The 25,224-nt window shown below is 52.4% G+C and carries 25 protein-coding genes and 1 riboswitch; of the genes, 1 reads left to right on the top strand and 24 read right to left on the bottom strand.

Annotation, left to right across the window (positions count from 1 at the left end; genetic code table 11):
- Positions 1 to 5: 5 nt before the first annotated feature.
- The 11 genes from yabQ to pth all read right to left on the bottom strand — a co-directional run bounded on the left by yabQ (position 6) and on the right by pth (position 11,880).
- Complete coding sequence (gene yabQ, locus GYMC10_RS00255) at positions 6 to 575, bottom strand: spore cortex biosynthesis protein YabQ (protein ID WP_012818319.1); 570 nt, start codon at positions 573 to 575, stop codon at positions 6 to 8.
- On the bottom strand, positions 572 to 853 hold the full coding sequence (gene yabP, locus GYMC10_RS00250) for a sporulation protein YabP (RefSeq protein WP_009591926.1): 282 nt from the start codon (positions 851 to 853) through the stop codon (positions 572 to 574). Before yabP ends, yabQ begins: the two co-directional genes overlap by 4 nt.
- A gap of 219 nt (positions 854 to 1,072) precedes the next feature.
- Positions 1,073 to 1,351 (bottom strand): RNA-binding S4 domain-containing protein, encoded by a 279-nt coding sequence (locus tag GYMC10_RS00245; RefSeq protein WP_009591909.1) that lies wholly within the window; start codon positions 1,349 to 1,351, stop codon positions 1,073 to 1,075.
- Positions 1,351 to 1,623 carry an HU family DNA-binding protein gene (locus tag GYMC10_RS00240; protein ID WP_009591918.1) on the bottom strand — a complete coding sequence of 91 codons (273 nt, stop codon included), beginning with the start codon at positions 1,621 to 1,623 and terminating at the stop codon, positions 1,351 to 1,353. Before GYMC10_RS00240 ends, GYMC10_RS00245 begins: the two co-directional genes overlap by 1 nt.
- Positions 1,624 to 1,789: 166 nt before the next feature.
- Positions 1,790 to 3,307 carry a nucleoside triphosphate pyrophosphohydrolase gene (mazG, locus tag GYMC10_RS00235; RefSeq protein WP_012818318.1) on the bottom strand — a complete coding sequence of 506 codons (1,518 nt, stop codon included), beginning with the start codon at positions 3,305 to 3,307 and terminating at the stop codon, positions 1,790 to 1,792.
- Between the two features lie 93 nt (positions 3,308 to 3,400).
- Positions 3,401 to 5,080, bottom strand: coding sequence for a polysaccharide biosynthesis protein (locus tag GYMC10_RS00230; RefSeq protein ID WP_012818317.1), 1,680 nt, complete (start codon positions 5,078 to 5,080; stop codon positions 3,401 to 3,403).
- A gap of 199 nt (positions 5,081 to 5,279) precedes the next feature.
- A complete protein-coding gene (gene spoVT, locus GYMC10_RS00225; RefSeq protein WP_009591908.1) occupies positions 5,280 to 5,822 on the bottom strand; it encodes a stage V sporulation protein T in 543 nt (180 codons plus the stop codon).
- Positions 5,823 to 6,155: 333 nt separating this feature from the next.
- Positions 6,156 to 7,241 (bottom strand): peptidylprolyl isomerase, encoded by a 1,086-nt coding sequence (locus GYMC10_RS00220; protein WP_012818316.1) that lies wholly within the window; start codon positions 7,239 to 7,241, stop codon positions 6,156 to 6,158.
- The gene (mfd, locus tag GYMC10_RS00215; protein WP_012818315.1) at positions 7,225 to 10,752 is read right to left on the bottom strand and encodes a transcription-repair coupling factor; all 3,528 of its coding nucleotides are present in this window, start codon (positions 10,750 to 10,752) and stop codon (positions 7,225 to 7,227) included. The genes GYMC10_RS00220 and mfd overlap by 17 nt, the downstream gene beginning before the upstream one ends.
- A gap of 185 nt (positions 10,753 to 10,937) precedes the next feature.
- Positions 10,938 to 11,168, bottom strand: a complete 231-nt coding sequence (locus GYMC10_RS00210; protein WP_009591947.1) for an anti-sigma-F factor Fin family protein — start codon at positions 11,166 to 11,168, stop codon at positions 10,938 to 10,940.
- A 148-nt stretch (positions 11,169 to 11,316) separates the two neighbouring features.
- Complete coding sequence (gene pth, locus GYMC10_RS00205; protein WP_012818314.1) at positions 11,317 to 11,880, bottom strand: aminoacyl-tRNA hydrolase; 564 nt, start codon at positions 11,878 to 11,880, stop codon at positions 11,317 to 11,319.
- A gap of 107 nt (positions 11,881 to 11,987) precedes the next feature.
- Between pth and GYMC10_RS00200 the strand changes: the two genes are divergently transcribed.
- The gene (locus GYMC10_RS00200) at positions 11,988 to 12,188 is read left to right on the top strand and encodes a hypothetical protein (RefSeq protein ID WP_006207422.1); all 201 of its coding nucleotides are present in this window, start codon (positions 11,988 to 11,990) and stop codon (positions 12,186 to 12,188) included.
- A 162-nt stretch (positions 12,189 to 12,350) separates the two neighbouring features.
- Here GYMC10_RS00200 and GYMC10_RS00195 read toward each other — a convergent pair whose 3' ends face one another.
- The 13 genes from GYMC10_RS00195 to GYMC10_RS00135 form a co-directional block, all read right to left on the bottom strand.
- Positions 12,351 to 13,304: a ribose-phosphate diphosphokinase gene (locus GYMC10_RS00195; protein WP_006207421.1), complete on the bottom strand. Its 954-nt coding sequence runs from the start codon at positions 13,302 to 13,304 to the stop codon at positions 12,351 to 12,353.
- An 83-nt stretch (positions 13,305 to 13,387) separates the two neighbouring features.
- The gene (gene glmU, locus GYMC10_RS00190) at positions 13,388 to 14,782 is read right to left on the bottom strand and encodes a bifunctional UDP-N-acetylglucosamine diphosphorylase/glucosamine-1-phosphate N-acetyltransferase GlmU (RefSeq protein ID WP_009591944.1); all 1,395 of its coding nucleotides are present in this window, start codon (positions 14,780 to 14,782) and stop codon (positions 13,388 to 13,390) included.
- A gap of 110 nt (positions 14,783 to 14,892) precedes the next feature.
- On the bottom strand, positions 14,893 to 15,177 hold the full coding sequence (spoVG, locus tag GYMC10_RS00185; protein WP_006207419.1) for a septation regulator SpoVG: 285 nt from the start codon (positions 15,175 to 15,177) through the stop codon (positions 14,893 to 14,895).
- 183 nt (positions 15,178 to 15,360) lie between these two features.
- Positions 15,361 to 16,188 carry a pur operon repressor gene (purR, locus tag GYMC10_RS00180; protein WP_012818313.1) on the bottom strand — a complete coding sequence of 276 codons (828 nt, stop codon included), beginning with the start codon at positions 16,186 to 16,188 and terminating at the stop codon, positions 15,361 to 15,363.
- 109 nt (positions 16,189 to 16,297) lie between these two features.
- Complete coding sequence (gene ispE, locus GYMC10_RS00175) at positions 16,298 to 17,152, bottom strand: 4-(cytidine 5'-diphospho)-2-C-methyl-D-erythritol kinase (protein WP_012818312.1); 855 nt, start codon at positions 17,150 to 17,152, stop codon at positions 16,298 to 16,300.
- A gap of 258 nt (positions 17,153 to 17,410) precedes the next feature.
- Complete coding sequence (locus GYMC10_RS00170; protein WP_009591920.1) at positions 17,411 to 17,593, bottom strand: small, acid-soluble spore protein, alpha/beta type; 183 nt, start codon at positions 17,591 to 17,593, stop codon at positions 17,411 to 17,413.
- Between the two features lie 233 nt (positions 17,594 to 17,826).
- On the bottom strand, positions 17,827 to 18,102 hold the full coding sequence (gene veg, locus GYMC10_RS00165; protein WP_006207415.1) for a biofilm formation stimulator Veg: 276 nt from the start codon (positions 18,100 to 18,102) through the stop codon (positions 17,827 to 17,829).
- 290 nt (positions 18,103 to 18,392) lie between these two features.
- Positions 18,393 to 19,295 carry a sporulation peptidase YabG gene (yabG, locus tag GYMC10_RS00160; RefSeq protein WP_012818311.1) on the bottom strand — a complete coding sequence of 301 codons (903 nt, stop codon included), beginning with the start codon at positions 19,293 to 19,295 and terminating at the stop codon, positions 18,393 to 18,395.
- Positions 19,296 to 19,410: 115 nt separating this feature from the next.
- On the bottom strand, positions 19,411 to 20,295 hold the full coding sequence (gene rsmA / locus GYMC10_RS00155) for a 16S rRNA (adenine(1518)-N(6)/adenine(1519)-N(6))-dimethyltransferase RsmA (RefSeq protein ID WP_012818310.1): 885 nt from the start codon (positions 20,293 to 20,295) through the stop codon (positions 19,411 to 19,413).
- Positions 20,296 to 20,298: 3 nt separating this feature from the next.
- Positions 20,299 to 20,844 carry a ribonuclease M5 gene (gene rnmV, locus GYMC10_RS00150; RefSeq protein ID WP_036661712.1) on the bottom strand — a complete coding sequence of 182 codons (546 nt, stop codon included), beginning with the start codon at positions 20,842 to 20,844 and terminating at the stop codon, positions 20,299 to 20,301.
- A 186-nt stretch (positions 20,845 to 21,030) separates the two neighbouring features.
- Positions 21,031 to 22,218 (bottom strand): 3D domain-containing protein, encoded by a 1,188-nt coding sequence (locus tag GYMC10_RS00145; RefSeq protein WP_012818308.1) that lies wholly within the window; start codon positions 22,216 to 22,218, stop codon positions 21,031 to 21,033.
- Positions 22,219 to 22,487: 269 nt separating this feature from the next.
- A riboswitch (cyclic di-AMP (ydaO/yuaA leader) is annotated at positions 22,488 to 22,702 on the bottom strand.
- 205 nt (positions 22,703 to 22,907) lie between these two features.
- Positions 22,908 to 23,672, bottom strand: a complete 765-nt coding sequence (locus tag GYMC10_RS00140) for a TatD family hydrolase (protein WP_012818307.1) — start codon at positions 23,670 to 23,672, stop codon at positions 22,908 to 22,910.
- Between the two features lie 96 nt (positions 23,673 to 23,768).
- Complete coding sequence (locus GYMC10_RS00135) at positions 23,769 to 25,058, bottom strand: HD domain-containing protein (protein ID WP_012818306.1); 1,290 nt, start codon at positions 25,056 to 25,058, stop codon at positions 23,769 to 23,771.
- Between the last annotated feature and the right edge of the window lie 166 nt (positions 25,059 to 25,224).

Here is a 25,224-nt window from a genome sequence, read left to right as displayed (position 1 = left end):
ACCTCCTAAAACCAGCGCTTCCACGCCTTGATAACCTTGTCCGCTAATTGCCTGCTCCATGCCGGCAGCCTGACCCTGGATGTGATCGGTCTCAGCATCCATTTCAGGAGTCGCCAAAAAGGCATGAGGCATTTAAGGATTAAACGCAACAGCGACAGGAGAAACTTCCATAGAAACCTTAACAGCCCTAAGCCCAGCATCAGGATTCCTTTGATCGGATTCCATAATAGCATACGGAACAGCTTGTACAAAAAGGACAGCAAGCCTTTTGTCACTTGAATTAACATTACCACAAAACGCTGGGTTATGACACTCCATAATAAAAAATAGCTCCAAACCCCTATAAATAGCCCAACAAACACATAAAAGCGTAGCTGCCCGTCATTGGTCATGTATAACATGCGAAAAATGAAGAAGGCTGCCGCAATCCAGTAAAGGAAGTCCAGGGCATGCTTGGACCATTGCGGGAAACGGAGCTGCCCTGCCAGCACCCGGTAGCTGTCGAAGGCGACTCCCATCGCTGCTCCGGAGAAGAGCATCCAGAGCAGCGTGATCCATTGTACGCTGGGATTCATTTAAACAGCTTGCCCAGCAGACTCTTGTTCTTGGTCTGCGAACCGGGATTCAAATATATCAGGGAGTGCACCTGACCTTCAATCGACAAAAGCCCCTCTTCCAGGCTGAGATTTTTAATATGTAAATTTTGCCCCCGAATGGTCAGATGCCCAAGCTCGGTCTGAAGCAGGAATTCTTCGCTGTCAAAGCTCTCCACGTTTTGGACACCCGTAATGTCCAGCAGCTTCCGGTTCTGCATCCGCAGATCATGAAACTTGCCCTTCCCTTGGTCGATCATGGCATGTACCCCTCCTTTTAACAATAGCTTATGGGGAGGTGCCTGTCTTTAGAACCGGAAGCGGCGCACACCTTCATGAAAGATCGGAAAGCAGCCGGGATGCTTCATAAACGAACGGGAGCCCGGATCTCCCGTACATATATACACGCCAGGATGAAAACAGAAACGTCCCCCCCACCTTATGGTGAGAGGGACGTTTCATGGAACGGCTCGGGCTGTTTACCAGTCCAATCCGCGATCTTTAACGATCGGTTCTTCCTTGACCAAGGTATAGAGGCTGGTCGCCTCATCTTTACGGGTTGTCTCGGTAAGACGCTCGACCCGGACGGTCACCAGCTTCTGGCCAAACTGGACGGTGATCTCATCGCCCACTTTAACCGTGCTGCTCGGCTTGGCCTCGCGGCCGTTGATCAGCACCCGGCCTTGATCCGATACATCTTTCGCTACGGTACGCCGCTTGATTAACCTCGATACTTTCAGGAATTTATCGACGCGCATTATTTTACAGCTTCTTTAAGCTTGTTCCCTGCCTTGAACGCAGGAACGTTGGATTCTGGAATTTCGATCGTGTTGCCTGTTTGCGGGTTGCGGCCTGTGCGTCCAGCGCGCTTGCGAGTTTCGAATGTACCGAAGCCGATCAATTGAACTTTATCGCCATTAGCCAAAGCTTCCGTGATTTCGCCAAGGAAGCCGTTCAGGACGTTCTCTACGTCTTTTTTAGTCAATCCACTTTTACCGGAAATGTTGTTGATCAGATCTGTTTTGTTCATGAATTAAATCCTCCCAATTATCAGAAAAATATAAGATTTACGGTTATTCGGTTATACCGCCTTGCACTCTGCAAGATTTCACCATTAATGATTATTCTGGATGCCTTGCGGAATTCCTGCCGCATATCCCTATTTTTTTATTTTTTACGTGAAAAGATGCGTTTTTTCACTCTTCGATACCGCCGTGATGCGCCGATCCCGTTTTGGCGGACTGCCACAGGGCTTCCATCTCGTCCAAGGTGCTTTCCTGCAGGGTTTTGCCCTGGGCGGCAAGCTGCTCCTCTATGTAGCTGAAGCGATGGATAAACTTCCGGTTCGTTCTCGAAAGCGCCTCTTCCGGATCCGCGCCGATGAATCTTGCCGCATTGGAAACCGCGAACAACAGATCGCCGAGCTCGAGCGCCGTATCCTCGTCGGATTGACCCTCCGTCACCGCTTGCCGCAGCTCACCGAGCTCCTCCTCAATCTTCTGGAATACGCCGTCGATGTTATCCCAATCGAAGCCCACCTTGGACGCCTTCTTCTGGAGCTTGTACGCCTTCATCAAGGCGGGAAGGTCCCGCGGGATGCCGTCCAGCGCCGAGGCCTTCTCCGGGGAGAGCCCCTTGCGCCGTTTCTCTTCCGCCTTCATCTGCTCCCAGTTCTGCAGGGCCGATTCCGCGTCTTTGGCGCTGCTCTCGCCAAAAACATGCGGGTGGCGGAAGATCAGCTTGTCATTCAGGGCTTGAATGACGTCGTACACCGTGAAGGTGCCCAGCTCTTCTTCCATCTGGGAATGCAGCATAATTTGCAGGAGCAGGTCGCCGAGTTCCTCCTGCATATGCTCGGGATCATCCTCGTCAATCGTCTCCAATACCTCGTAGGTTTCTTCGATCAGATTTTTGCGGATGGATTCGTGGGTCTGCTCACGGTCCCACGGACAGCCTTCGGGACTGCGGAGAATGCCAACGATCTCATGAAGCCTCGCAAACGTCCGCTGCCTCAGATTGCTGTCATCGCTTCGGGGTACATAGATCAGCGACAAATTGCCGTATCCGTCGATGCGATCGAGCTCGAAGAGCGGCACTTGCCGGATCGCTTCCTCGCCCTCAACGCCCAGCGCATGGCCGACAATGACGGGATAATCGTCCGGATACAGCTCCATCAGCGCCAGTTTCACTTCCGAAGCTGTAAACATGTCATACACCTGGCCGATCAGGGTATGCAGCTGCGGCTGGATGACGCTTGCTCGAAGCTCAGCGGCATCGAGCAGCTGGAAGCCCTCAATGGGATCGAAACCAAGGCGGACGAAGGCCTCGTCCAGAAAGCTCTCGCCGCCGAGCACCGTAAGCGTCACATTCTCTCCGGGGCAGCGCTCGCGCAATAGCCGGACCGTTGCCTCCGCTACCATCGGATGCCCGGGTACCGCGTAGACGATCTCGCGCTCGTCGTCCTTCGCGGCCTTGGCCAAGTTGATTAGAGCGGCTGCAATGGATTCGTACACCTCGGGAAAGGTGTCGTGCGCTTCATACACATGGTCAAACGATTCCGGCTGAACCTGGAACTCTTTCAACGCAGCCATGACGGGATGGGATAATGTGCGCACATACACCTTCGATGCCCGCTGCATGGTTTTGATGATGCCTATCGTCAATCGATCCGGATTGCCAGAACCCAAGCCGACCACCGTAATGGATGCACTCATAAGCTACTTCCTTTCGTCTTCGTCCGCCTTGTCGACGTCGTTATCGTACACTACTATATCACAGAAGATCAAATATCTGCACGTCTGCCCGGTTCAGCGCAGCACGCGCAGGGCCCGCAAGAAGGCTGCCAGCGGTCTTCCGACCTTCGGCAGCATCCGAAGCTCCTCCTCGGTGAGGAGCTTCGTGAGCGCGGCGCCGATGAGGAAGGCGCCGCAGCCGGCCGCGACGCCGCTCAGGCTCGCGAACACGTGGGTCAGGCGGCCTGGTGCGAAGCCGGCCGCCCCCAGAAGGCCGCCGGACGCGGCACTTGCGCCCCAGGCGGCCAGCGCCACCGCAGCGAGGACCGGCAGCGTCCTCGCGAGCATCCCGCCGGCGTCAAGACGGGCGCCGGCCCTTCGCGAGAGCAGCGCGAGGTTGAGCGCGGCTGCGGTCAGATGCGCAGCCACGCCAGCGATGGCCGCGCCGGTAATGCCGAACTGCGGCACCAACAGCAGGTTGAGCAGCAGTTTCAAACCGGCCGCAGCCAGCAGGTGAATCGCCGGCCCCTTGACCATGCCGATGCCCTGGAGCAATGCTGCCGTAATCGTGCTCAGCGTCCCCCCGGCAGCTGTAAAGGCAATCACCTGCATCGTGCCCGTACCTGCGGCATCTTCATACAGCATGATATTGATCGGCTCAGCCAGCACAGCCAGGCCTACGGAGGCCGTCATGCCGATCAGCCAGAACCAGCGAAGGGCCATGCGGCTTTGGCTTGCGACCCGGTCCGATTCTCCCTTGAACTTGGCTTCCGCCAACGCAGGGATGAACAGCACCGACAAGGAAGCGGCCAGCATCGTAACCAGCTGGACCAGCGGCAGGCCGCGGTTATAGACCCCAAACTCCGCCATGGCCAGCGATTCGCCAAGTCCGCCGGACGCCAATAACCGGGGCACGGTGAAAGTGTCCACCAGTCCGATTAGCGGAACCGCCAGCAAACTGAGGCAGACCGGGATGCCATAAGCGAGCAGGCGGCCAAGCAGAACACCTGCTCCCTCTTTAGTTACATCGGCACGCATCTCCGTTTTGTTCATACCGGACTCTCCGGATTCGTGCCTTGCTGCTCCCCACGAGGTGCTCCGAGATGCCCGGATATGCTTGCGCCAGTAGATCCCCATCACCAAAAGCCCGGCGGCACCGCCGGCAGCAGATCCAAGCAGCGCCCCCGCCGCAATCACGTCGGCATCGGCGCCGACACGGATCAGGTAGAGCAGCAGCACGATCATGACCCCGACGCGGACCATCTGCTCCGTAATCTGGGAAATGGCCGTCGGCACCATATTATGCAGTCCCTGAAAATAACCGCGCAGAACCGACATCCAGGGCACGAAGGCCAGCGCCAAAGCTCCTGCGCGGAGAGCCGGTATTACCTGGCTGCTGCCGATCCACTTCCCGATCCACGGAGCGCAGGCGTACATCAGGAAACCGAGAATCAGACCGAACAGCACCAGCGCGGCGGAGGACAAGCGCAGCAGCCGATGACCGTCCCGAGTGCGCCCTTCCGCCTCATACTCTGCCACATACTTGGATACGGCCGCGGGGAAGCCGATCGCCGCGATCGTAATGATCATCATATAGAACGGATAAACCGTGTTGTAGATACCAAAGACGGCATCGCCGCCCATGTTTTGCAGCGGTATTTTTTGCAGCGTGCCAATCAGCTTGGACAGAATGGCGGCTGCGCTGAGGATAAACGCTCCCTGCAGCAGCCTTGCCCCGGTTTGATCTGGTTTCATATCCTCTTCCAATCCCCTAGTCTCTTCTTTCGCATCACCAGCCGATCCTCATGCAGACGCTGCCATGCGTACCTCCATTATAACCAAGGGTGGGAGAGTGTCACAAAATTCGACCGGACAAAACAAAAACTCCCTGCTGCCGATTGACCTAGTGATCAACGTTCAGCGGGAGTCTCCATCCAAGGAACGATGTCCTCGTCTACTGTTCCATTTGCTTGCCGAGGAAACCTGCGGCAGTTTCAGCCATTTTCACTTCCATCTCGCCCATGTTCACGGATTCGTCCTTGTTCAGCAGCACGACGCTGCCAATCGGGTCTCCTCCTGCAATGATAGGCGCGGCGACAAAAGCGGACAACGCTTCCGGATTGTCTTTGCTGATCTCATACGTACCGTTGTTGCTTTCCAGTACCGTCTTGCGATTTTCCATGCAGTTTTCCAGAAGGTTGCCGATCGGCTTGTCCAAATACTCCTTCTTGGAGCCGCCTGCAACGGCGATAAACGTATCACGGTCCGATATGATCGTGATGTGGCCTGTACTCTCATAAAGGGACTCTGCATATTCCTTCGCAAAATCGCCCAATTCACCGATCGGTGAATATTTCTTCAGAATGACTTCGCCATCCCGGTCCACGAAGATTTCGAGCGGGTCGCCTTCGCGAATCCGCAGTGTGCGTCTAATTTCTTTTGGAATGACCACGCGCCCGAGGTCATCAATACGGCGGACGATACCAGTAGCTTTCATGTCACTTGTTGCCCCACTTTCATAAGAAGATTTTTCAACTACTGTTCCATTCGGGAAGAGGATGTCCCCAGGTATATAAGAGTTAATGTCTGACCATAGTATTCATCCATTCCCAATTCCTTATACATCATCTACCCTCTGTTGGTTGCGAAATCCAAAAATAAATCTCGTCAGGAGCGACTTCACCGCCCGGGGGGAGAAAAAATCCATAACGCGCGCATCGCACGTTATGGATTCAAAGGATCACGCCATTTCATCATCACGCTGGCCGTCGATTTGGCATCACTCGCAGCACCATATCCTTGTGCCGATGCCGATCCACGGGCCACGGGCTTATTTACCCGTATCTTCCTTGCCTGCATCCGGTGTTTGGTCGCCCTCTGCCGGTTTGTCGGTCGTGCCGTCCGTCTTCTGGTCACCCGTGCCTTCGGCAGGCTTGTCCGCATTCTCGCTCTTCGGAAGGTTCATGCTCTCAATCAGGTTGTTGAGTTCATTCTGCATAAAGTTGTCGATCTTCGCCGAAGCCAGTTCGCTCCGAATGCCTTCCTTCTGATCGGCTGGAAGCTTGTCATACGTCACTTCCTCGCGCTTCTCCACTTTCATGACATGGTAGCCGTAATCGGTTTCTACCGGATCGCTGATTTTGTTTAGTTCCAGCGTTAAGGCCTTTTCCTTAAATTGAGGCACCCAGCTGCCTGCCGGCTTGTTCTCATACAGGCCTCCGCTGTTCTTGGAACCAGGGTCCTGGGAATATTCCTTCGCCAAAGCAGCAAAATCCTCCCCTTTATTCAGCTTGGACTGTACTTCCTTGGCAATTTTGAGCGCCTCGCCCTCCGGTCTCTCCTTGCCTTCGGCATCTTGAAAAGCAATCAGGACATGACGAACGCTAATGTTGGTGTAGTCCTTCTTGTTCGCATCGAATTCCTTCTTGATATCCTCTTCGGTTACCTGATTCTTCTCATGCTCCATGACGGTCATGACGCGAAGCATATAATTCTTCAGGTCGTCCTCCGTCAATTTTTGAGATTCCAGGGCGGCTTTAAACTGTTCCTCGCCCATTCCGGCTTTTTGCTGCTTTAACAAATCATCCGTTTGCTTCTCGGCAGCTTCCTTGGCTTTATCGTCAGCTTTGGCGTACAGGTACTCATATGCTACCCCCTGTTTCGCCAAATACTCCTTAAATTCATCCATTTGCAAAAATTGGGCATATTCCGGGGACATGAACTGAATCATGCGCTGTTCCAGATCAAATTCCTTCTCGGTAATTTCTCCACCCTTATATTTGACAATGACTTTGCTGTTATCTTCTTCGGCACCTTTAGTCTTGTCGTTTCCGCACGCAGCGATCATCGACATGGATAGTACTGCTGTGATCGATACAATAAACGTCTTCCATGCCTTATTATTTCTTGACGGCATTTTGTAGTTCTCCCTTCAGGTTGAATGGCCCTTGTGCAGCCTCCAGGAATTGCTCAAGCAATTCTAACAGTTGTTGATCGGATAGTCCCTTGCCTTTGATTCGAATGGCCATAGCCGGCCCTTGTTCAAATTGTACACGTCTTTCGAACTTATTTCCAATTTGCGCAAGCCCTGCGGTGTCCACCGCTTTATCCTGCCCTTCATAAAACTGCAGCAGAACGTCGTCCCCGCGCTGGGTAATGGAATCGATCCCGTACGTACGGCCATATACCTTCAAGCGGGATACGGCAAGCAGGTTGCTTACCGCCAGCGGCAGCTCGCCAAAGCGGTCAAGCAGCTCGTCCTCAAGCTCAGCCGATTCGTCGATCGAGGAAACAACGGCCACTTTTTTATAAATTTCGATCTTCTGAATGCTGTCATAGATGTAATCGGACGGCAGGTAAGCGTCAATCCCCAAATCGATGGACGTGTTCCAGTCCTTCGACGGCAATGACGGCTCGCCCAGCATGCTGACTTTGCGTTTCTGAATCTCCTCTGCCAGCATCTGTGAATACAGGTCAAACCCGACCGAAGCGATGAAGCCATGCTGCTCCGCCCCGAGCAAGTTGCCCGCTCCGCGGATCGACAAGTCCCGCATCGCAATCTTGAATCCGGAGCCCAGCTCCGTAAACTCTTTAATCGACTGCAGCCGCTTCTCGGCTACTTCGGTCAGCACCTTATCCCGCTGGTACGTGAAATAGGCATACGCGATCCGGTTGGAACGTCCGACGCGCCCACGCAGCTGGTACAGCTGGGAGAGGCCCATTTTGTCGGCGTCGTGCACGATAAGCGTGTTGACATTCGGAATGTCGACACCCGTCTCGATAATGCTTGTGCTCACCAATACGTCGTATTCGCCGTCCAGGAAATCGAGAATGGTCTTCTCCAGCTCCGTTTCCGACATTTGGCCATGCCCTACGCCTACGCGGGCCTCCGGCACCAGCATCGATATCTGGGCTGCCATCTCTTGGATCCCTTGAACCCGATTGTAGAGATAGTATACCTGGCCACCTCGGGCCAGCTCCCGTTCAATGGCTTCCCGCACCAAGGTCTGGCTATGCTCCACAACATACGTCTGCACCGGAAAACGGTTCTCCGGCGGCGTCTCGATTACGGACAAGTCCCGAACGCCGAGCATCGACATATGCAGCGTGCGCGGAATCGGCGTTGCCGTCAGCGTCAGCACGTCGATATTGGTCTTCAGCTTTTTCAATTTTTCCTTATGCGTAACGCCAAAGCGCTGCTCCTCATCCACGATCAGCAGCCCCAGGTCCTTGAACACAATATCCTGGGACAGGAGTCGGTGTGTGCCGATCAGAATATCGACCGAGCCCTGCTTCACTTTTTTGATCGTCTCATTCTGTTCCTTCCGGCTGCGGAAACGGCTCAACACCTGGATATTGATCGGGTAATTGGCGAAGCGCTCCCGGAACGTCTCGTAATGCTGCTGGGCCAGAATCGTGGTCGGTACCAGCACCGCAACCTGCTTGCCTTCGATCGCCGCCTTGAATGCAGCGCGAACCGCCACTTCCGTTTTCCCGTAACCGACGTCACCGCACAAGAGCCGGTCCATCGGACGGTTCTGCTCCATGTCTTTTTTGATTTCGGTAATGGCCCGAAGCTGATCGGGGGTTTCATCATAAGGGAACATGTCCTCGAATTCCTGCTGTTCGGACGTATCCTTCTCAAATCCGTACCCCGGCGCAGACTGACGCTCGGCATACAGCTTGATCAGATCGTCGGCGATATCCTGAACGGAGGAACGAACCTTGTTCTTGACCCGCGTCCATTCATTTCCGCCCAGCTTGTAAACCTTCGGCTCCTTATCCTCGGAACCGACATATTTCTGGATGAGATCGATCTGCTCGATCGGAACGGACAGCTTATCGCCCCCAGCGTAGAGAATATGCATGTAGTCCTTATGGATCCCGTTGATTTCGAGCGTCCCGATCCCCATATATTTCCCGATGCCATGGTTTTGATGCACTACATAATCGCCGACCTTGAGCTCCGTATAACTCTTGATGCGCTCGGCGTTGTCCATATTCTTCGTGGTTTTGCGTGTTTTTCGCTGCTTTGAGGAGAACATCTCGCTCTCCGTAATAATGGCCGCGTGAACCGAGGGCATCTCGAAGCCGTTCTGGAGATGGCCTTCCAGCATAACCGGTTCTTCGATGCCGTAGTCCTGCAGAACCCGCCGCATCCGGTCCATCCGCTCCGCATCGCCGGCAAGCATCATGACCTGGACGCCTGACTTCTTCCAGCGTTCCATCTCGGCCTTGAGCACGTTCATCTGGCCATGGAAATCCTGCATGCCGCGCGTAATGACATTGACGATATTCTGCGGCTGCATTCTCGGCACCTGGCGCAGGAAGATGGAGATCATCAGACTCTGGTAAGGATGCTGATAGATCAGCTCCTCCGTATCCAGGGACAACGGCAGATCCGGCAGCGATTTGCCGTTTTGCATCAGATGCAAATTCCATTCCGCTTCATCCCGCTCCAACTGCTTGGCTGTTTCCAGCAGACGGGCAGGCTCATCCATGATCAGAATCGTATCCTTCGGCATGTAATCGTACAGATTGGTCTTCTCCGGATACAACAAGGAGATATATTTATAGATTTCAGGGAAGTAGATCCGCTCGCGCAGCATTTCGACTTCCCGGTGTATTTCATCCCGCAGCCGGAGCTTGGCCTGACGGTCGCTCATGCGTTCAAGCTGCGCCTCCAGCAGGCGGACCACCGTTTCCGCCGTGCGGCTGAGCCGCTCCGCATCTGCAATGATTTCCTTGCACGGTGTGATCATGACCTCCCGGACCTTATCGATGGAGCGCTGATCCGTCGGATCAAAGGTTCGGATCGAGTCGATATCCTCATCAAACAGCTCGACGCGGTACGCCATGGCTGTTGTCATCGGGTAGAAGTCGATGATCCCCCCGCGGACGCTCATCTCGCCGCGGCGCTCTACCCGTTCCACGCGTTCGTACCCCATCTCGATCATCCGGTTGAGGAAGGCGTCCAACACGAGGGTCCCGCCGTCGTGAAGCACGATTCGGGCATCGGACATCACCTCGGGGGCGGGGAGAAGGCGGCGCACGCCGGAAAATGGCGCAACGACAATACCCCGGAAGCCTCTTGCACAACGGACGAGCACATCGATCCGCTGCGCCAGAGTCTCGGGGCTTGAAACGGCCGACTCCGCCGCCACCAGTTCATTCGCAGGGTATAACAGCACTTGATCCGATGACAGCGCTTCCTGTAAATCATCTGCGATTTTCTGGGCTGAAAACATATTATGAGTGACCACGAGCAGCGGGCGCTGCTGGTCCTGGTGCAGGGCAGCCATTAAGATCTGCCTGGACGACCCGGAAAGACCGGAGATCAATTGCTCCCTCATGCCGGCATGAACGCCAGACGTTATGGATTTGAAGTCCGAATCCTTCGAAAATACATCAATAAGTGCTTGTAACAAAAGGGGCACCTCTCTTATGCAAAAGAAATGAATTTCCTAGACTCTATTTCTCATGGAATTTTAGACGATTGCCGAAAAATTATAACCGAAAAGAAGCCTTGAGCAAAACTGCCAAGGCTAAAGCAGCGGCAGGCTCTGCCGCTGTATGTCATCTACGAAAAAACGTCGTGTACCCCATTATACTCTCATTGCAGGGGGTTTGCCAAAAGGCTGAGTTCCGGATGGGCCTCGAGCGCTTCCCTGCAATGATCGCAGGTTACCCGAACCATCACTTCTCCGTTAAAATCATACGCTATTATATCCCTGCGTTCCTCAGGGGTCAAGGAATCAAATCCGAGACGGGCTTCGGATACATCATGGGAATCGATGCGGCCCTGGAACGCTCGACAATGTCTGCAAACATAGGTTATCGCCATCATATGCCTCCTGAAGGTCGTATATTACCTTCAGTATGCCCGGATTTCCCTTGTTTAAGACCCGGATGTCCCCATTATCGAATACCTCGGAGTCATCTTACGGGGATACTTCATCTATGTTCCTCTGTTCCTCATCTATGTTGCTCTTCTACGACTTGTTAAACTTCGCCATAGTCTGCTCAAAGGTATGACCCAAACTGAATTCCAGTGCGTCACAGGTCTCTTCCACCATGTGCTGCAGCTGTTCGCGCTCCTTCTTCGGGAACGTCCCGAGCACGTAGTCGACAATCGCATAACCCGGCTCGGGTCTCGAAATGCCCATTCGGACCCGGTTGAAGCTCTGGGTTCCGGTATGCTGAATGATGGACTTGATGCCGTTATGTCCTCCGGCGCTGCCCTGATACCGCAGGCGGATTTTACCGACGACGGTATCCAAATCATCATAAACCACAATCATGTCTTCCAGGCTCACCTTATAATAATCCATATAAGCACGCACAGCCTCGCCCGAGAGATTCATGAACGTCATCGGTTTGATCAGGACGGTTTTGGTGCCGCCAATCATTCCTTCGGCGATGACCGATTTGCATTTATTCTGATTGAACTTCAGGCCATGGCGCTCTGCGAGGGCATCCAATGCCATGAATCCAACATTGTGGCGTGTCTTCTCATAATTGGGACCGGGGTTGCCCAGTCCGACAATCCATTTCATCACAGGTTGATTCCTTTCACGATTTATACTTTCTTCTTTGCGCATTTCTGAGTACAATATGAACAAAACCTATTGGCGTTATGCCCTCATAAGAAGGTGAATCGGCATTGAAAGCTTTCGAACAGAAATTAACGCATCACAGCCATTTTCAATACCATATGAAGCATGGCATCCCTGTTCAGGTCTATGAACTCGGTTGTCACATCGACGTGGGTCTGATCACTGCGGTCGACGCCTATTTTGTCGAGCTTGAGGGAACGCTGTACAACCGGAGTACGTTCACTTTCATCTCCAGGCCCGGATACTGACAGGGGATGGACGCCGCCCTGACATTGGCAGGTCATGAATTTTGAAAACGTTTTCTTGATGGCTGTCCATCTGCATCTGCTAAAGGGCCGTAATGCCGTCATAGCCGACAAGGGCTACATTTCCCTCATGAGGAGATGTAACCCTGCCTTTTACACGGTTTATTATTCTATTTCAAACAACTTGCTGATCGACAATTCCTCGTGAACCCGGATGATGGCTTCACCCATCAACGGAGCAACCGACAGTACCGTCAGTTTGCTGCTAGGGTTCGGATTGGTGATCGGAATGGTATCCGTTACGACAACTTCCTTCAGCGGGGAGTTTTCCAGACGCTCATGGGCAGGGCCCGAGAGAACCGGATGCGTACAGCACGCATAGACTTCCTTCACGCCGCCTTCCATCAACGCATTGGCACCCAGCACAATCGTTCCGGCGGTATCGATAATGTCATCGATCAGAATGGCGGTCTTGCCTTCGATATTCCCGATAATGTTCATGACTTCACTGACATTCGGCTCCGGCCGGCGTTTATCGATAATCGCCAGCGGGGCATTCAGGAAATCAGCAAGCTTTCTCGCGCGAACCACGCCGCCGTGATCCGGAGATACAACGACCGGGTTCTCGATCTGCTTCGAACGGAAATATTGGGCGAGGATCGGCACGCCAAGCAAATGATCCACCGGAATATCGAAAAATCCTTGAATCTGCATCGCATGCAGGTCCATCGTAATGACGCGATGAGCCCCTGCCTTTTCGATCAGGTTGGCAACCAGCTTAGCGGTGATCGGATCCCGCGAACGCGCTTTACGGTCTTGACGGGCATATCCGTAATACGGAATAACCACGTTGATGCTCTTCGCGGATGCCCGCTTGAGCGCATCCACCATAACCAGCAGCTCCATCAGGTTATCATTCACCGGCAAGCAAGTGGACTGCACAATATAGACATGACAACCCCGTACGCTCTCGGAGAGCTTAACTTGAATCTCGCCGTCACTGAAGCTGGTTGTATGCGACTCTCCCATCGGAATGCCGATGTAATCAGCGATTTGATGGGCAAGTTTAGGATTGGAATTACACGTGAATATTTTTAATTTAGAATCAAGATAAGTCATAGAATAAAAACCCTCCGTGCTGGTTCGTTGAATTAGGCTATCCGATCACCGCTTCTTATCTTGGAAAAGAGAAGCAGGGATAATTACGATTTCTTGTTCTTCTTGGCGATGGCGCGTGCCCGGATCTTCTCTGCGTACCCTGGCTTGTTCTCCTGACGCTGCCTAGCGATGGCCAGATCATTGTCCGAGACGGAATGCGTAATGGTCGAGCCTGCAACAACGAATGCGCCCTTACCCACCTTCACCGGCGCAATCAAATTCACGTTGCTGCCGATAAATGCATCGTCTTCTATTTCGGTAATGGATTTATTATAACCATCATAGTTGACTGTAATCGCACCGCAGCCGATATTGACGTTTTTGCCGACTTTGGCATCGCCAACATAACTGAGATGGGATACTTTAGAACCGTCGTCAATCGTCGCGTTCTTCACTTCGACGAAGTCGCCCACCTTCACGTCAGCTCCGAGTTTTGCCCCCGGACGGAGATAAGCAAAAGGCCCTACCGAGGTCCGAGAGCCGACTTCAGCGCTGCTGAGCACCGAATGTTTGACGCTGGCACCATCCGCGATAACGGAGTCCTCGATATCGGTATCCGGCCCGATGACGCAGTCTTCGCCGATCACCGTGTTCCCTTTCAGAACGGTGCCGGGATAAAGCACGGTATCCGAACCAATCTGAACGTCGGCTCCGATATACGTAGAAGCCGGGTCAATGATGGTAACACCGTTCAACATGTGCGAGCGGTTGATGCGCTCTCTCATGAAGCCTTCGGCTTCCGACAACGCCAGACGGTCGTTGACGCCAATCGATTCGGCGTAGTCATCCGTCTGATAAGCAAGCACGGTCTCGCCGGCTTGTTTCAGGATGCCGATGCAATCGGTCAAGTAATATTCCTGCTGCGCATTCTGGTTGGTTACGTTATCCAGTGCAGCAAATAGCTTTTTATTGTCAAAGCAATAGGTACCGGTATTAATTTCAGTGACGGCGTCCTCTTCCGGACTGCAATCTTTCTGTTCGACGATCCGAAGCGCGCTTCCATCCTCGCCTCGAATGACCCGGCCGTAGCCTTTCGGGTTATCCATATGCGCGGTGAGCACCGTGGCGGCCGCGTTGCTGCTTTCATGAAGCTTCAGAAGATTCTCCAGCGTCTCAGACGTCACCAGCGGAGTGTCCCCGCAAATGACGATCGTGGATCCCTCTTCACCGCCAAGCAGTTCCTTGGCTTGCTTCACGGCGTGACCCGTTCCGAGCTGCTGCTCCTGCAGGACATACTCGGCTGCGTCTTGCAGATAGGTGCGAACCGCTTCCGCGCCGTGGCCAACGACCACAACACTGCGTTCGCAGTTCACCTGCTGTACCGTTTGGACCACATGTCCGACCATCGGCTTGCCACAAACAGGATGCAGCACTTTATATAGTTTGGATTTCATACGTTTGCCCTGCCCAGCGGCGAGCACAATAGCAAATCTTTTCAAGGGCCATGCCTCCTCCTCTTGAACTCACTACTGAATATATATCATTCTACAAAAAAAGAAAAGAGAGCCATAGGTATGGCTCTCTTTTCCTTGAACCCCAATTATAAAACTTAAGCGCCTTCTTCAATCACTTCTTCTTCAGTAGCCGCTCGCTCATACTCGGCCAATACAGCCGATTGAATCTTCTCGCGGGTACCGGAAGAAATGGGATGGGCAATGTCGCGGAACTCTCCGTCAGGAGTGCGTTTGCTCGGCATTGCAACAAACATTCCATTGTTTCCGTCGATGACGCGAATGTCGTGAACGACAAATTCATTATCGATGGTAATGGATGCGATTGCCTTCATTCTCCCCTCAGAGTTAACACGGCGGAGTCTGACATCCGTAATTTGCATATGTGTTCACCACCTTTTTCCATCAGAGACTTGGTGTATAATTCCACACAGCAAACCCGAAATCCTTCTTTTTTCTACTACAAAATGTCCTAAAAACAGGAATTTTTTTTAGAATGTGATATTTTCGACAGACTTCGTGCCGATTCGAATGAAAACGCTATTATATCGACAAAAACCGCGTGCCTAGTTTTCGAAATAATTACCAGGTTTGACGGTAATTCTCTTGGTTTTGGAGTCTACGTCGCTCAAAACCGCGAGTGAAATATAGTCCTCCAGGAGTCTTTCCTCGGTTTCTACCGATCCCGATTCCACGAGGACCCCGACGCCTGCGACTTCGGCATTAAATTCACCCAGCAGATCGACCATCCCCTGAATGGTGCCTCCTGCCTTCATGAAATCGTCCACGATCAGCACCCGGGAGCGTTCCTTGAGCGCCCGGCGGGATAAAGACATCGTATGGATGCTCTTGTGCGAGCCCGACACATAATTGATGCTTACGGCCGACCCCTCCGTCACTTGATGGTCCCGGCGAACTAGTACGACCGGCAGGTTCAATTGCGCCGCCGTCGCATAGGCCAACGGAATTCCTTTGGTCTCCACGGTCATGACCACATCGATCTCCCGGTCGGAGAATGCCGTCGCAATGATCTTGCCCGCTTCGTTCATGAGCGTAGGTTGTCCGAGCAGATCGGACATGTATAGGTAGCCGCCCGGCAGAATCCGATCCGATTGCTGAAGCTGCTGGCACAGCTCCTCCGCAAAGCGCAGGGCATGGTCTCTGCGCAGCTTCGGAATGTACCTTACCCCTCCGGCCGCTCCGGCCAGCGTCTGAAGCTCTCCGAGCCCCTCGCTCTCAAATACGTCCTTAATGATCGCCAAATCCTCGCTAATGGACGACTTGGCTGCTCCATATCGCTCGGCGAACGTTGTCAGCGGAATCAGCGTATGCGGTTTGGATAGTAAATATTGGGTCATATCGACCAATCGTTCGCTTCGTTTTAATTTTTTCACCTAGGGTTCCTCGCTAAATCCGAATATTATATGTTAAATATAACACTTTTGTACGTATTTATACAACTTTGATTGCAATTCGCCCCCGAAATGTCAATTCCAACCGTTTCTAAGTGAGCAGGCGAACGGCATACACTTCCTTGCAGAAGCCCCGAAGGCCATTGTAAATCCGGGCCACCTTGGATTCCTTGGAGACCAGTCCGAAGACGGTAGGACCGCTGCCGGACATCAGCGCGCCGTCAGCGCCCAATTTCAGCATACCTTCCTTCAGCTGCTGAACTTCCGGGTGCATCTTCAAGGTCACTTCTTCCAGCACGTTGCCCAGCGACTGGCACATCTGCTGGAAGCTGCCCTGCGCCAGCGCGTCCATCATCCGCTCAGCCGATGGGTGGGACTGAATTTGCTCGCTGCGCAAGCGGCCATACACCTCCGCCGTCGACACATTGATCGGCGGCTTCGCCACGATCACCCAGCATTGCGGCGGATTCTGGATCGGCGTGAGCACTTCGCCGCGCCCCGTAGCCAATGCCGTGCCGCCGGTCACGCAGAACGGCACATCGGAGCCGAGCTCGGCACCGAGCGCGAGCAGCTCCTGCTGGGGGATGCCGAGCCCCCAGAGGCGGTTCAAGCCGCGCAGCGTGGCCGCCGCATCGCTGCTGCCTCCTGCGAGTCCCGCGGCAACGGGAATTTTTTTGTCCAGGTGGATATGTACACCCTTCCTCACGTCGTAGCGCTCTTTGATTAGTCTTGCTGCCTGAAAGGCCAAATTCTTCTCGTCCAGCGGTATGTATCCTGCCTGCGAGGTGATGATGATGGTGTCCCGCTTTTGTTCGGACATTTCGAGCCGATCGGCGAGGTCGATCATCGTCATGACCATCTCTACCTCATGAAAGCCGTCAGGACGTTTATGGAGTACATCCAGCATCAAATTGATTTTGGCCGGTGCTTTTTCGTATATTTTCAAGAACGTTCACCTATCCTTAGCTTTTCCCATATGCTTGAACTTAACATATTCGAGGAAAAACATCTAATGCCTCTATATTAACAAACTCAGGCTTTGAAGTCATGGGACCGTTTGATGACGTTCACGATGCACCGGCTTTAAGAAAAACGCCTATCGACGCGCATAACGTAAGCTTTTCCTGCGAGTCAGGAAGCTAAAGATGAAACAAACAGGGCCTTCCGCTTAATCGGAAGACCCTGCTGCGATGCGGCCATACTCTTACAGGTCGGATTTGCGGGCTGCCCGCTCGGCGAGCTCAATCGCCCGTTTTACCATGTTGCCGGCATCCTTGGCCTTAATGCCTCCCCAGCCCTCTTTTTCCACGGTGTCGTAGAATCCCAATTCTTTAGCCAATTCGGTCTTCAATTGATCGGACATGATGCTTCGTCTTCTTCTGCTCATCAATCCCGCCTCCTTGGAAAATGTATTGAGTATGGCATGAACAGCATCCTGCGCGACGCAGCGGCCTTCCATGGGCCTTACGCATGCTTAAGTCTCCGTCACCGCGTATAGAACGGCTGGGATAAGCTTCGCGCAGCTTTAGTATGCGTTCAACCCGTCCTTGTCATCCCTCCGGAAGGATGGCAACAAAAAACAGCCTCCCTGTAAGCGGAGACTGCTCTCATGACGTATCGTTATGACTTGATATAGGTGATTCGCATCTCGTTGTCGTCACCGGTGACCATGATCTCCACGGTTTCGGTCAAAATATCCGCATAACTGTAAGACACACGTTTAAAAGTTTGCTGGTCTTGGTCCAGCTTCACAATGAAAACAGAAGGGTACGTTTCTTCCAAAACACCAGTACGCTCGACGGTCTTCCGACGGCCACCGTTTGCCCGAAGCGTAATTTTTTGCCCTAAATGGGCATCGAGACTGCGTTTGATTTCCAACAGCGCATTTTTAGCCATTGTCGACGACCACCTCTTTCCTTGTCCATTATACCGAAGATTGCATCATTTGTCAATTCAAAAACATTAATTATATCAGCATCAAAAATATATTGTCAATGTATTTTTTTTGACCCTGCCATTCTCGCGCTCATTTGCTTTAATATGTGCTAAATTGACAAGCTTTATGTATTTTTTTTGACAACTTTCTTAACGAATGGAAACGAAAAATAAAAAAACCCCAGCGAGTGGGGTTCTTCTTGGTTCATTCTCCAGCGGTTATTGGACCTCTGATCGCACGGATTAGGCGCCTAGCTGACTGAAGGCGTAACCTTCAACGTAGACAAATCCTGCAGCTTGGGCAGACCGATCCGGTAGCTGCCTCTCGTCTCAATTCCGCCTACGCCCTGGCTGCCGCTGATCGTATGATGGACCACGTCATGGATGTTCACGGTATCCCGGACCGACGTATAGGCCGCTTTAGCGGCGACGTAGACGGGATCCAGCGCATGGATGAGGATTCGCCCCGGCGAGCTGGCAAAATTGGCTCCAGCCTGCAGCAGCGCCTCAAAATGCGATTGGCACGCTCCGGCCACGATGACCAGGGAATCCAGGTTCCGCTCATATTGACGCGCCACCTGAATCGCCGTGACGAAGTTGTGGGAATTCTTATAGCTGTCCAGGCTATATAAATCGTATGGCTGACGTCTCTTCAGAACCCCATCATGTCCCGTGATCACAACGATATCAGGTCTTACCCGCGGAAGAAGACGATATAATGAATCGGCCATCCCCGACTCATTGATATAATGGCCTTCCGCTGGGACCCGAAGCTGGTTGTACAAGGTCATGCTCTTCTTCAGATATTGGGGATCTCCATCCAAATGCAGCACCTTGCCCGGCACGTCAAAGTATCCTTTATCCGCAAGCTGGCCGCCTTCAGTATGCCGCAGGCTGGCCAGTTGACGCTCGCTCTGCTCCTGTCTTTGCTTCTGCAGGCGGTCCAGCGATTCATTGGCTTTGATCTGCGCCTGCTTTGTTCGTTCGCTTAAGGTGGGATGCGGGACCGTAACCAGATCATCAACGGGAGCATCGGCCAGTAACCGGAATTCCGTCCCTTTGATGACGATATTGTTATTTTGCCGCATGCCTTCTACCCGGAACGTTACATCGCCGCCGTAGGATTTACGAACGACCAAGTCTCCCAAGTTCATCACAACATCACCCCTACCCTATGGTATGGGCTACTGTGACTATTGGTTCTTGTTCAGCGCCAATTTATCGCGCGGAGGCCATGAGTAAGCTCCAGAGACTCCCTGAACGGCTGCGTCAACGGATATTGGCGCCGAACAGCACGTTGCTAAGCCGCGCATACTCCTCAATGCTAAGCGTCTCTCCGCGCCGTGAAGGCTCGATCCCTGCTTCCTGCAGCAGCTGCTCCAGCCGTTCACGTCCCTCACCCGGGAAGAACCGGCTCTTCAGATTGTTGGCAATCGTCTTCCGTCGCTGTGCAAATGAAGCCTGGACCACCTCGAAGAAGAATCGTTCATCTTCCACGCGGACCGGCGGCTGTTCCCGGACCGCCAGGCGAATCACGGCCGACTCGACGTTCGGCTGCGGAATGAACACCGTGTGCGGCACGATGCAGACCAGCTTAGGCTCGCTGTAGTATTGAACGGCGATGCTGAGACTTCCGTAATCCTTGCTTCCCGGTGCAGCGGCCATCCGTTCGGCCACTTCCTTCTGAATCATCACCACGATGTTCTCCAGCGGCAGCTTCTCCTCCAGCAGCTTCATGAGAATCGGCGTCGTCACGTAATACGGCAGATTGGCAACCACGCTTACCTTCGATACGTCCGCGAAATCTTGACGGAACAGCTCATGAAGATCCACCTTCAGCACATCCCCATGATGAACCCTCACGTTCCCGTAGGGCTCCAGGACTTCCCTTAGGATGGGAATCAGGCGCTGATCGATTTCGACCGCGGTGACGGTTCCTGCCGTCTGCGCCAGCTTCTCCGTCAGTGCACCGATGCCAGGCCCGATCTCGAGCGCGCCCTTATCTTCATCCAGTCCTGCAGCTTCCACGATTTTATACAAAATATTCTGATCGATGAGAAAGTTCTGGCCCAGACTCTTCTTGAAGGAGAATCCATGGCGCGAGATGATCTCCTTCGTCCGTCTTGGTGTTGATATATCCTCGATCCGATTCATTAGCTAAACGCCCCCTTCTTCCAGCTGTGCAAGTGCTGCCAGAAATTCTTCCCGCGATATTTGAAACATGGCCAATCGTTTATGGAACTGCTTGCTGTTGCAGTATCCGATGCCCAGCAGATTACCCATCGCCATTCGTCTTGCCGCAGCCTCCGGGTGAGCCGATAATCCTGCCTCCAGCATATCCTCCAAACTGATCAGGCTCTCTCCACCCTCAAAAGACGTGTGAACCCGCTCCAGCGCGCGCCGTATCGCCTCTGGCGAGGCATTCTCCACGCCAATATCCCCTTTCCGGGTAGCATCCGCTTCCGGAATGAAGGCGTGCTTGCAGCCGGGTACGCCCTGATCCACGATTTTGCGGATTCGTTCACCCGCATGGTCAGGATCCGTCAATATGATAACGCCTCTGCGCTCCTGGGCAAGCGCTATGCGCTTCAGGATTTGTTTGTTGATCGCTGAACCGCCGGTTTCGATCGTGTCGGCTTCTACGGCCCGTTTAATGGCAACGGTATCGTCCCTGCCTTCCACGACAATCACTTCTTTAATCATGCGTTCGTTCTCTTCCTTCCCAAGCAGAGCAGGCCTGTACAACGTTAAGGCTCAACCCGTTTAGCCTTGATTACTGCGGTCTTAACAAAACAAAAGAAGAGGAAATATTCCCTCTTCTTGATCATCATATATTATAAGCTAAATAGTATAGCATTAGAATGGCAAAGTAAATTGGAATTCATGCGTCTAGTTCAATTCAGGTTTAACCGGACCGATCACGTAAACGGTGCGGCCGCTCTTCCGGCCGAAATTCATGGCCGATTTCAACGAATCGTAATAGACATCGATTTTGTTGCCTTTGATGGCGCCGCCCGTATCTTCAGCACGGCGGAAGCCGATGCCTTCGATGTAAACCCACCATCCGATCGGGATGATATTAGGATCAACGGCGATGGTGCGACCTTCCGTAACGCGTGTGCCGGATGCGGTACGCGTACCGATTCCTTGCTGTTCGGCGGAATACGCGGTCATCGACACGTTGTTCAATACCTTCTTGTATTTAAAATCAACGCCTGCGCGGGAAACCACGTTGTTCTCCACAGCCTTGGCGGTCGTTACTTTTTTCGTGCCGGACAATTTAGCCGGTGTAGCTTTTACATCGGTGGCTGCCGCCTGGACGATAACAGGCTTCTCCACTTTTTTCGTGCCTACGGCAATGATTTTATCCTTCGTTCTGCGTTCGATTTGTTGGGAGACCTTCGTCTTGGAAACCAGCTTGCCATTGTGGTAGACCTTCTCGTAATGGTTCACCATAAGACCAGACTCGCCCCGCTGAATGACTCGGTTATCGCCCTTTTCAAGCGATGGATCGGCCGTCTTGATCACGCGGAATTCGCGGTCTTCCGTTTCCTTAACTTTTTGCTTCGTGACGCGAACGACATTGATATTCATATTGCTGGTCAGCTTCGTGTCTTGCGACGGTTGTACTATATCTTCACCCTGGATCGTAACGCCAGCCTCTTTGAGTACATGATCAACTGTATCCTGGGATGTAAATATGGTTTTGGTTTTGCTGCCTACCGTAACGTTGACTGGAATAGCTCTGTCAATAATAATTCGGTCTCCGTCCCGGATTGCGCCGTTCAGGGGCATCGAAATTTGATCTTGGGGACTCAACGTGATCGCTTGCTCATCCAGCAATTCCTGCAGCAACGATCCACGTGTTTCCACCGTAGTGACCCGGCCGTCGACGACAAGCTGAACTTCCTTGCCTGCCTGGTCATGTACAACCAACGATATGAGAAGTGATACCGTAACGGCACCCATGGCGCCGAGCAACATCAGTTGACGCAAATTGTCATGCTTCCATCTCAATGCGTAAGACATGCTGGATGATTGTGATTCATGGGTTTCTTCAGGTTGAAAAATGCCCACTATTCCATCCTCCTTCATAGTCCCGCCGTCTAGGTAAACGCATGAATGCATTTGACGTGACTATAGCAATTTTTCTCACAGGGCGCCCTGCTATCTATCTACACCCTGCGTCAATTCCCGTCTTCCGTCCATTTGCCATCACCTCCTGTTTACCAAGAGTATGATGGACCCGTCTCCATTATTCAAAAATAAAAGAAGCCATTGAAAGAGTACTAGAGGCTCTAACGTGGCTTCCTGATGAATGAAATCATGGAAATGGTATGCACGAGATTTCCCCTCTTATTTCGCTTACGGAGTTAGCTGTCGGGTTCGGACGTAAGAGAGACGCCCTATATCCGGATGCCCGCTCATGGCGAGATCCTTCAAATTCACCCCAAAGACCCGAAAAAGAAATCAAATACAGCTTCGTGCATCCAGACCAGTATGCACCGCAGTATCGGTTCCCCCGTTCTCCAGAATTTCGGAGATTAAGCGAGACGGTTCATGAAATATTCGGCTGCGATCTGCACATCGCAGCTTCTTATCACTGAAAAGATGATATCCTGTTTGTATGCAGGTTGTAAAGCGACATTCAACCACATTTTCTCAAGTAAAAGGTTAAAATATTGTAATATCAACGCCTTTTCTGATTAAAAAACTTTAATTAATCGAAAATGCTCCCTTTTTCATGGCTTTTGCTCTTGTTTTCGTTAAATACCAAATCGTTCCAGCGCATTTTTGGTGGTAATTTGGGCCAATTCCTCATAGGACAACCCTCTAATTTCGGCCGCCGCCTCCGCCACCAATTTTACATATGCGGTCTCATTTCGTTTCCCGCGGAAGGGATGAGGTGTCAGGTAAGGCGCGTCCGTTTCGATCAATAATCGATCAAGCGGAACCTTTGCCAAAACCTCTTTGGGCTGCTTCGCATTCTTGAACGTTATCGGCCCCCCAAACGAGATATGGAATCCCATATCCAGGCACATTTTGGCCGTTTCCCAGCTTCCGGAGAAGGAATGCATGACACCGCCGACCTCAGAGGCTTTTTCCTCACGCAAAATGTTAACGATATCTTCATGCGCATCCCGGTTATGAATGACAATGGGCATGTTCAATTCCCGGGCAAGCCCGATCTGGCGCCGAAGCACGCGGTGCTGCACTTCCCTGGGGGACGTATCCCAATGATAGTCCAAGCCGATCTCCCCGATTGCCACCACTTTATCGTGACTGCATAAAGAGGCGATCCAATCCAGGTCCTGATCCTCCATGGTGATCGCATCTACAGGATGCCATCCTACCGCTGCATATATAAAATCATAAGTCTCAGCCAGCTTCATCGTGGTCGGGATCGTCTCCCGGTTAAATCCGATATTGATCATCCGCGTAACGCCGGCTTCAAGCGCCCGATGAATTGCAGCTTCCCGGTCTTCGTCGAATTGGGGAGCGTCCATATGAGTGTGCGTGTCGAACAGCATACTATCCACACTCTCCTTCCTGTCGTTTCTATGTCGTCTATTTTCCATTAGTTGGTTGAATGCAAGGGGATTAACGGTTGTCCTGTTTTGCTTGATTTAATGCTGTTGTTTGAAAACGTCGGCTATCGTCTCCGGCATTTGACCCAGGAGCGGGTCCACCTTCTCCTCCGGATAATAAAGATGGTACCGCCCTTTATGAATGCCGCTGATCGAGCGTACGATATCGGATACCTCCGAGATTTCCCTCAGCTCGTCATGCCGGTCCAGAAGGAGAATCTGTTTCTCGTTAAGCGGCATATCGGAATGAACCTTATCATAAGGAAGATCCGTTGGAAAATCAATCTCCAGGTCATATTCCGGATGCAGCCCCACGGCGCGGAACGCTTGGCGGATCCCGTCGATGGTTTCCAGATCGATGTTGTCGATTTCTACATATTTGTAGAGCTTTCGGTGCATGAAACGGCCGCATAATTCGCTAAGAAGCGGGTCTTCCTCCTCCGTCCATTGCAGAAAGGCCGTTTGAATCAAGGCTTCATCAAGACGCAAGTATTGGTGTACGCCAATGTTCCCCGAAAACAACGCAGGCAGCGGTTCGATCATGAAACGGAAAGCATATCCACGGTCATGCAGCTCCTTGGCCCGGCGAAAGATTTGGCGCAGGATGATTTCGGAGCTTCGGGTGACGGGATGAAAATACACCTGCCAGTACATCTGATACCGCGACATGAGATAATCCTCCACCGCGTGCATGCCCGATTCCTTCACGACGACCCGATCGCGGTACGGCCGCAGCATCCGCAAGATTCGGTCGATATCAATCGTTCCATAATTGACTCCCGTATAGTAAGCATCCCTTAGCAAATAATCCATCCGGTCTGCATCCAGCGGACTAGTGACCAGATTCATGACAATTGGCTTATCGTAGGTTTTGTTAATAACGGAGGCGACCTTCTCGGGAAAATCGGCACCGAGCTCCTGCAGTACCCGATTGACGCAAGTATCTCCGAGCAGGATCCGGCATGTCCAATCCTCGTGGTTCATATGAAAAGCTTCTTCTATGGAATGGGAAAAAGGCCCGTGCCCTACATCATGCAGCAGCGCCGCGCAGAGCGCAACTTGCCGTTCCTCGGCAGGCCAATCGGAATACCCTCTCCGTTCGAATTGAGAGATGATTCTTCTCGTAATTTCATAGACTCCAAGAGAATGGGAGAATCGGCTGTGCTCTGCTCCATGAAAGGTCAGGAAAGAAGTGCCGAGCTGCCTGACCCGGCGAAGCCGCTGAAATTCCGGGGTATCGATTAACCGCCAGATAATATCGTCCTGCACATGAATATAATTGTGGACGGGGTCCTTAAACACTTTTTCTTCCGAAATGGGTGAATGCATTTCATCTCAACTCCTTCTCGTTAACTCTTTAGTTTTAGCCGATAAACACTTCTTTTGACATCTAATGTCGAACTTTGTCGAATAACGTAAAATCACGCTTTCCAAATCGACAAATCCAAAATCGCCGCAAAAATTGGTTCGATTATGGTAATTCCGTTGCTATATA

The organism is Paenibacillus sp. Y412MC10, assembly GCF_000024685.1.
Lineage (GTDB): Bacteria > Bacillota > Bacilli > Paenibacillales > Paenibacillaceae > Paenibacillus_AQ > Paenibacillus_AQ lautus_A.
This window is presented reverse-complemented; position numbering and strand designations above follow the sequence as displayed.

What these genes read in the sequence shown, in the direction of transcription:
- rnmV (WP_036661712.1), bottom strand. Translation starts at nt 20,844, where the DNA reads ATGATTAAAGAAGTGATTGTCGTGGAAGGCAGGGACGATACCGTTGCC.
- GYMC10_RS00170 (WP_009591920.1), bottom strand. Translation starts at nt 17,593, where the DNA reads ATGAGCAGAAGAAGACGAAGCATCATGTCCGATCAATTGAAGACCGAA.
- GYMC10_RS00140 (WP_012818307.1), bottom strand. Translation starts at nt 23,672, where the DNA reads ATGCTGTTCGACACGCACACTCATATGGACGCTCCCCAATTCGACGAA.
- mazG (WP_012818318.1), bottom strand. Translation starts at nt 3,307, where the DNA reads ATGAGTGCATCCATTACGGTGGTCGGCTTGGGTTCTGGCAATCCGGAT.
- rsmA (WP_012818310.1), bottom strand. Translation starts at nt 20,295, where the DNA reads ATGAATCGGATCGAGGATATATCAACACCAAGACGGACGAAGGAGATC.
- GYMC10_RS00135 (WP_012818306.1), bottom strand. Translation starts at nt 25,058, where the DNA reads ATGCATTCACCCATTTCGGAAGAAAAAGTGTTTAAGGACCCCGTCCAC.
- spoVT (WP_009591908.1), bottom strand. Translation starts at nt 5,822, where the DNA reads ATGAAAGCTACTGGTATCGTCCGCCGTATTGATGACCTCGGGCGCGTG.
- yabG (WP_012818311.1), bottom strand. Translation starts at nt 19,295, where the DNA reads ATGAACTTGGGAGACTTGGTCGTTCGTAAATCCTACGGCGGCGATGTA.
- GYMC10_RS00240 (WP_009591918.1), bottom strand. Translation starts at nt 1,623, where the DNA reads ATGAACAAAACAGATCTGATCAACAACATTTCCGGTAAAAGTGGATTG.
- yabQ (WP_012818319.1), bottom strand. Translation starts at nt 575, where the DNA reads ATGAATCCCAGCGTACAATGGATCACGCTGCTCTGGATGCTCTTCTCC.
- spoVG (WP_006207419.1), bottom strand. Translation starts at nt 15,177, where the DNA reads ATGCAAATTACGGATGTCAGACTCCGCCGTGTTAACTCTGAGGGGAGA.
- GYMC10_RS00220 (WP_012818316.1), bottom strand. Translation starts at nt 7,241, where the DNA reads ATGCCGTCAAGAAATAATAAGGCATGGAAGACGTTTATTGTATCGATC.
- pth (WP_012818314.1), bottom strand. Translation starts at nt 11,880, where the DNA reads ATGAAATGGATTGTCGGACTGGGCAACCCCGGTCCCAATTATGAGAAG.
- GYMC10_RS00210 (WP_009591947.1), bottom strand. Translation starts at nt 11,168, where the DNA reads ATGGCGATAACCTATGTTTGCAGACATTGTCGAGCGTTCCAGGGCCGC.
- GYMC10_RS00245 (WP_009591909.1), bottom strand. Translation starts at nt 1,351, where the DNA reads ATGCGCGTCGATAAATTCCTGAAAGTATCGAGGTTAATCAAGCGGCGT.
- GYMC10_RS00195 (WP_006207421.1), bottom strand. Translation starts at nt 13,304, where the DNA reads ATGACTTATCTTGATTCTAAATTAAAAATATTCACGTGTAATTCCAAT.
- GYMC10_RS00230 (WP_012818317.1), bottom strand. Translation starts at nt 5,080, where the DNA reads ATGAAACCAGATCAAACCGGGGCAAGGCTGCTGCAGGGAGCGTTTATC.
- yabP (WP_009591926.1), bottom strand. Translation starts at nt 853, where the DNA reads ATGATCGACCAAGGGAAGGGCAAGTTTCATGATCTGCGGATGCAGAAC.
- veg (WP_006207415.1), bottom strand. Translation starts at nt 18,102, where the DNA reads ATGGCTAAAAATGCGCTGTTGGAAATCAAACGCAGTCTCGATGCCCAT.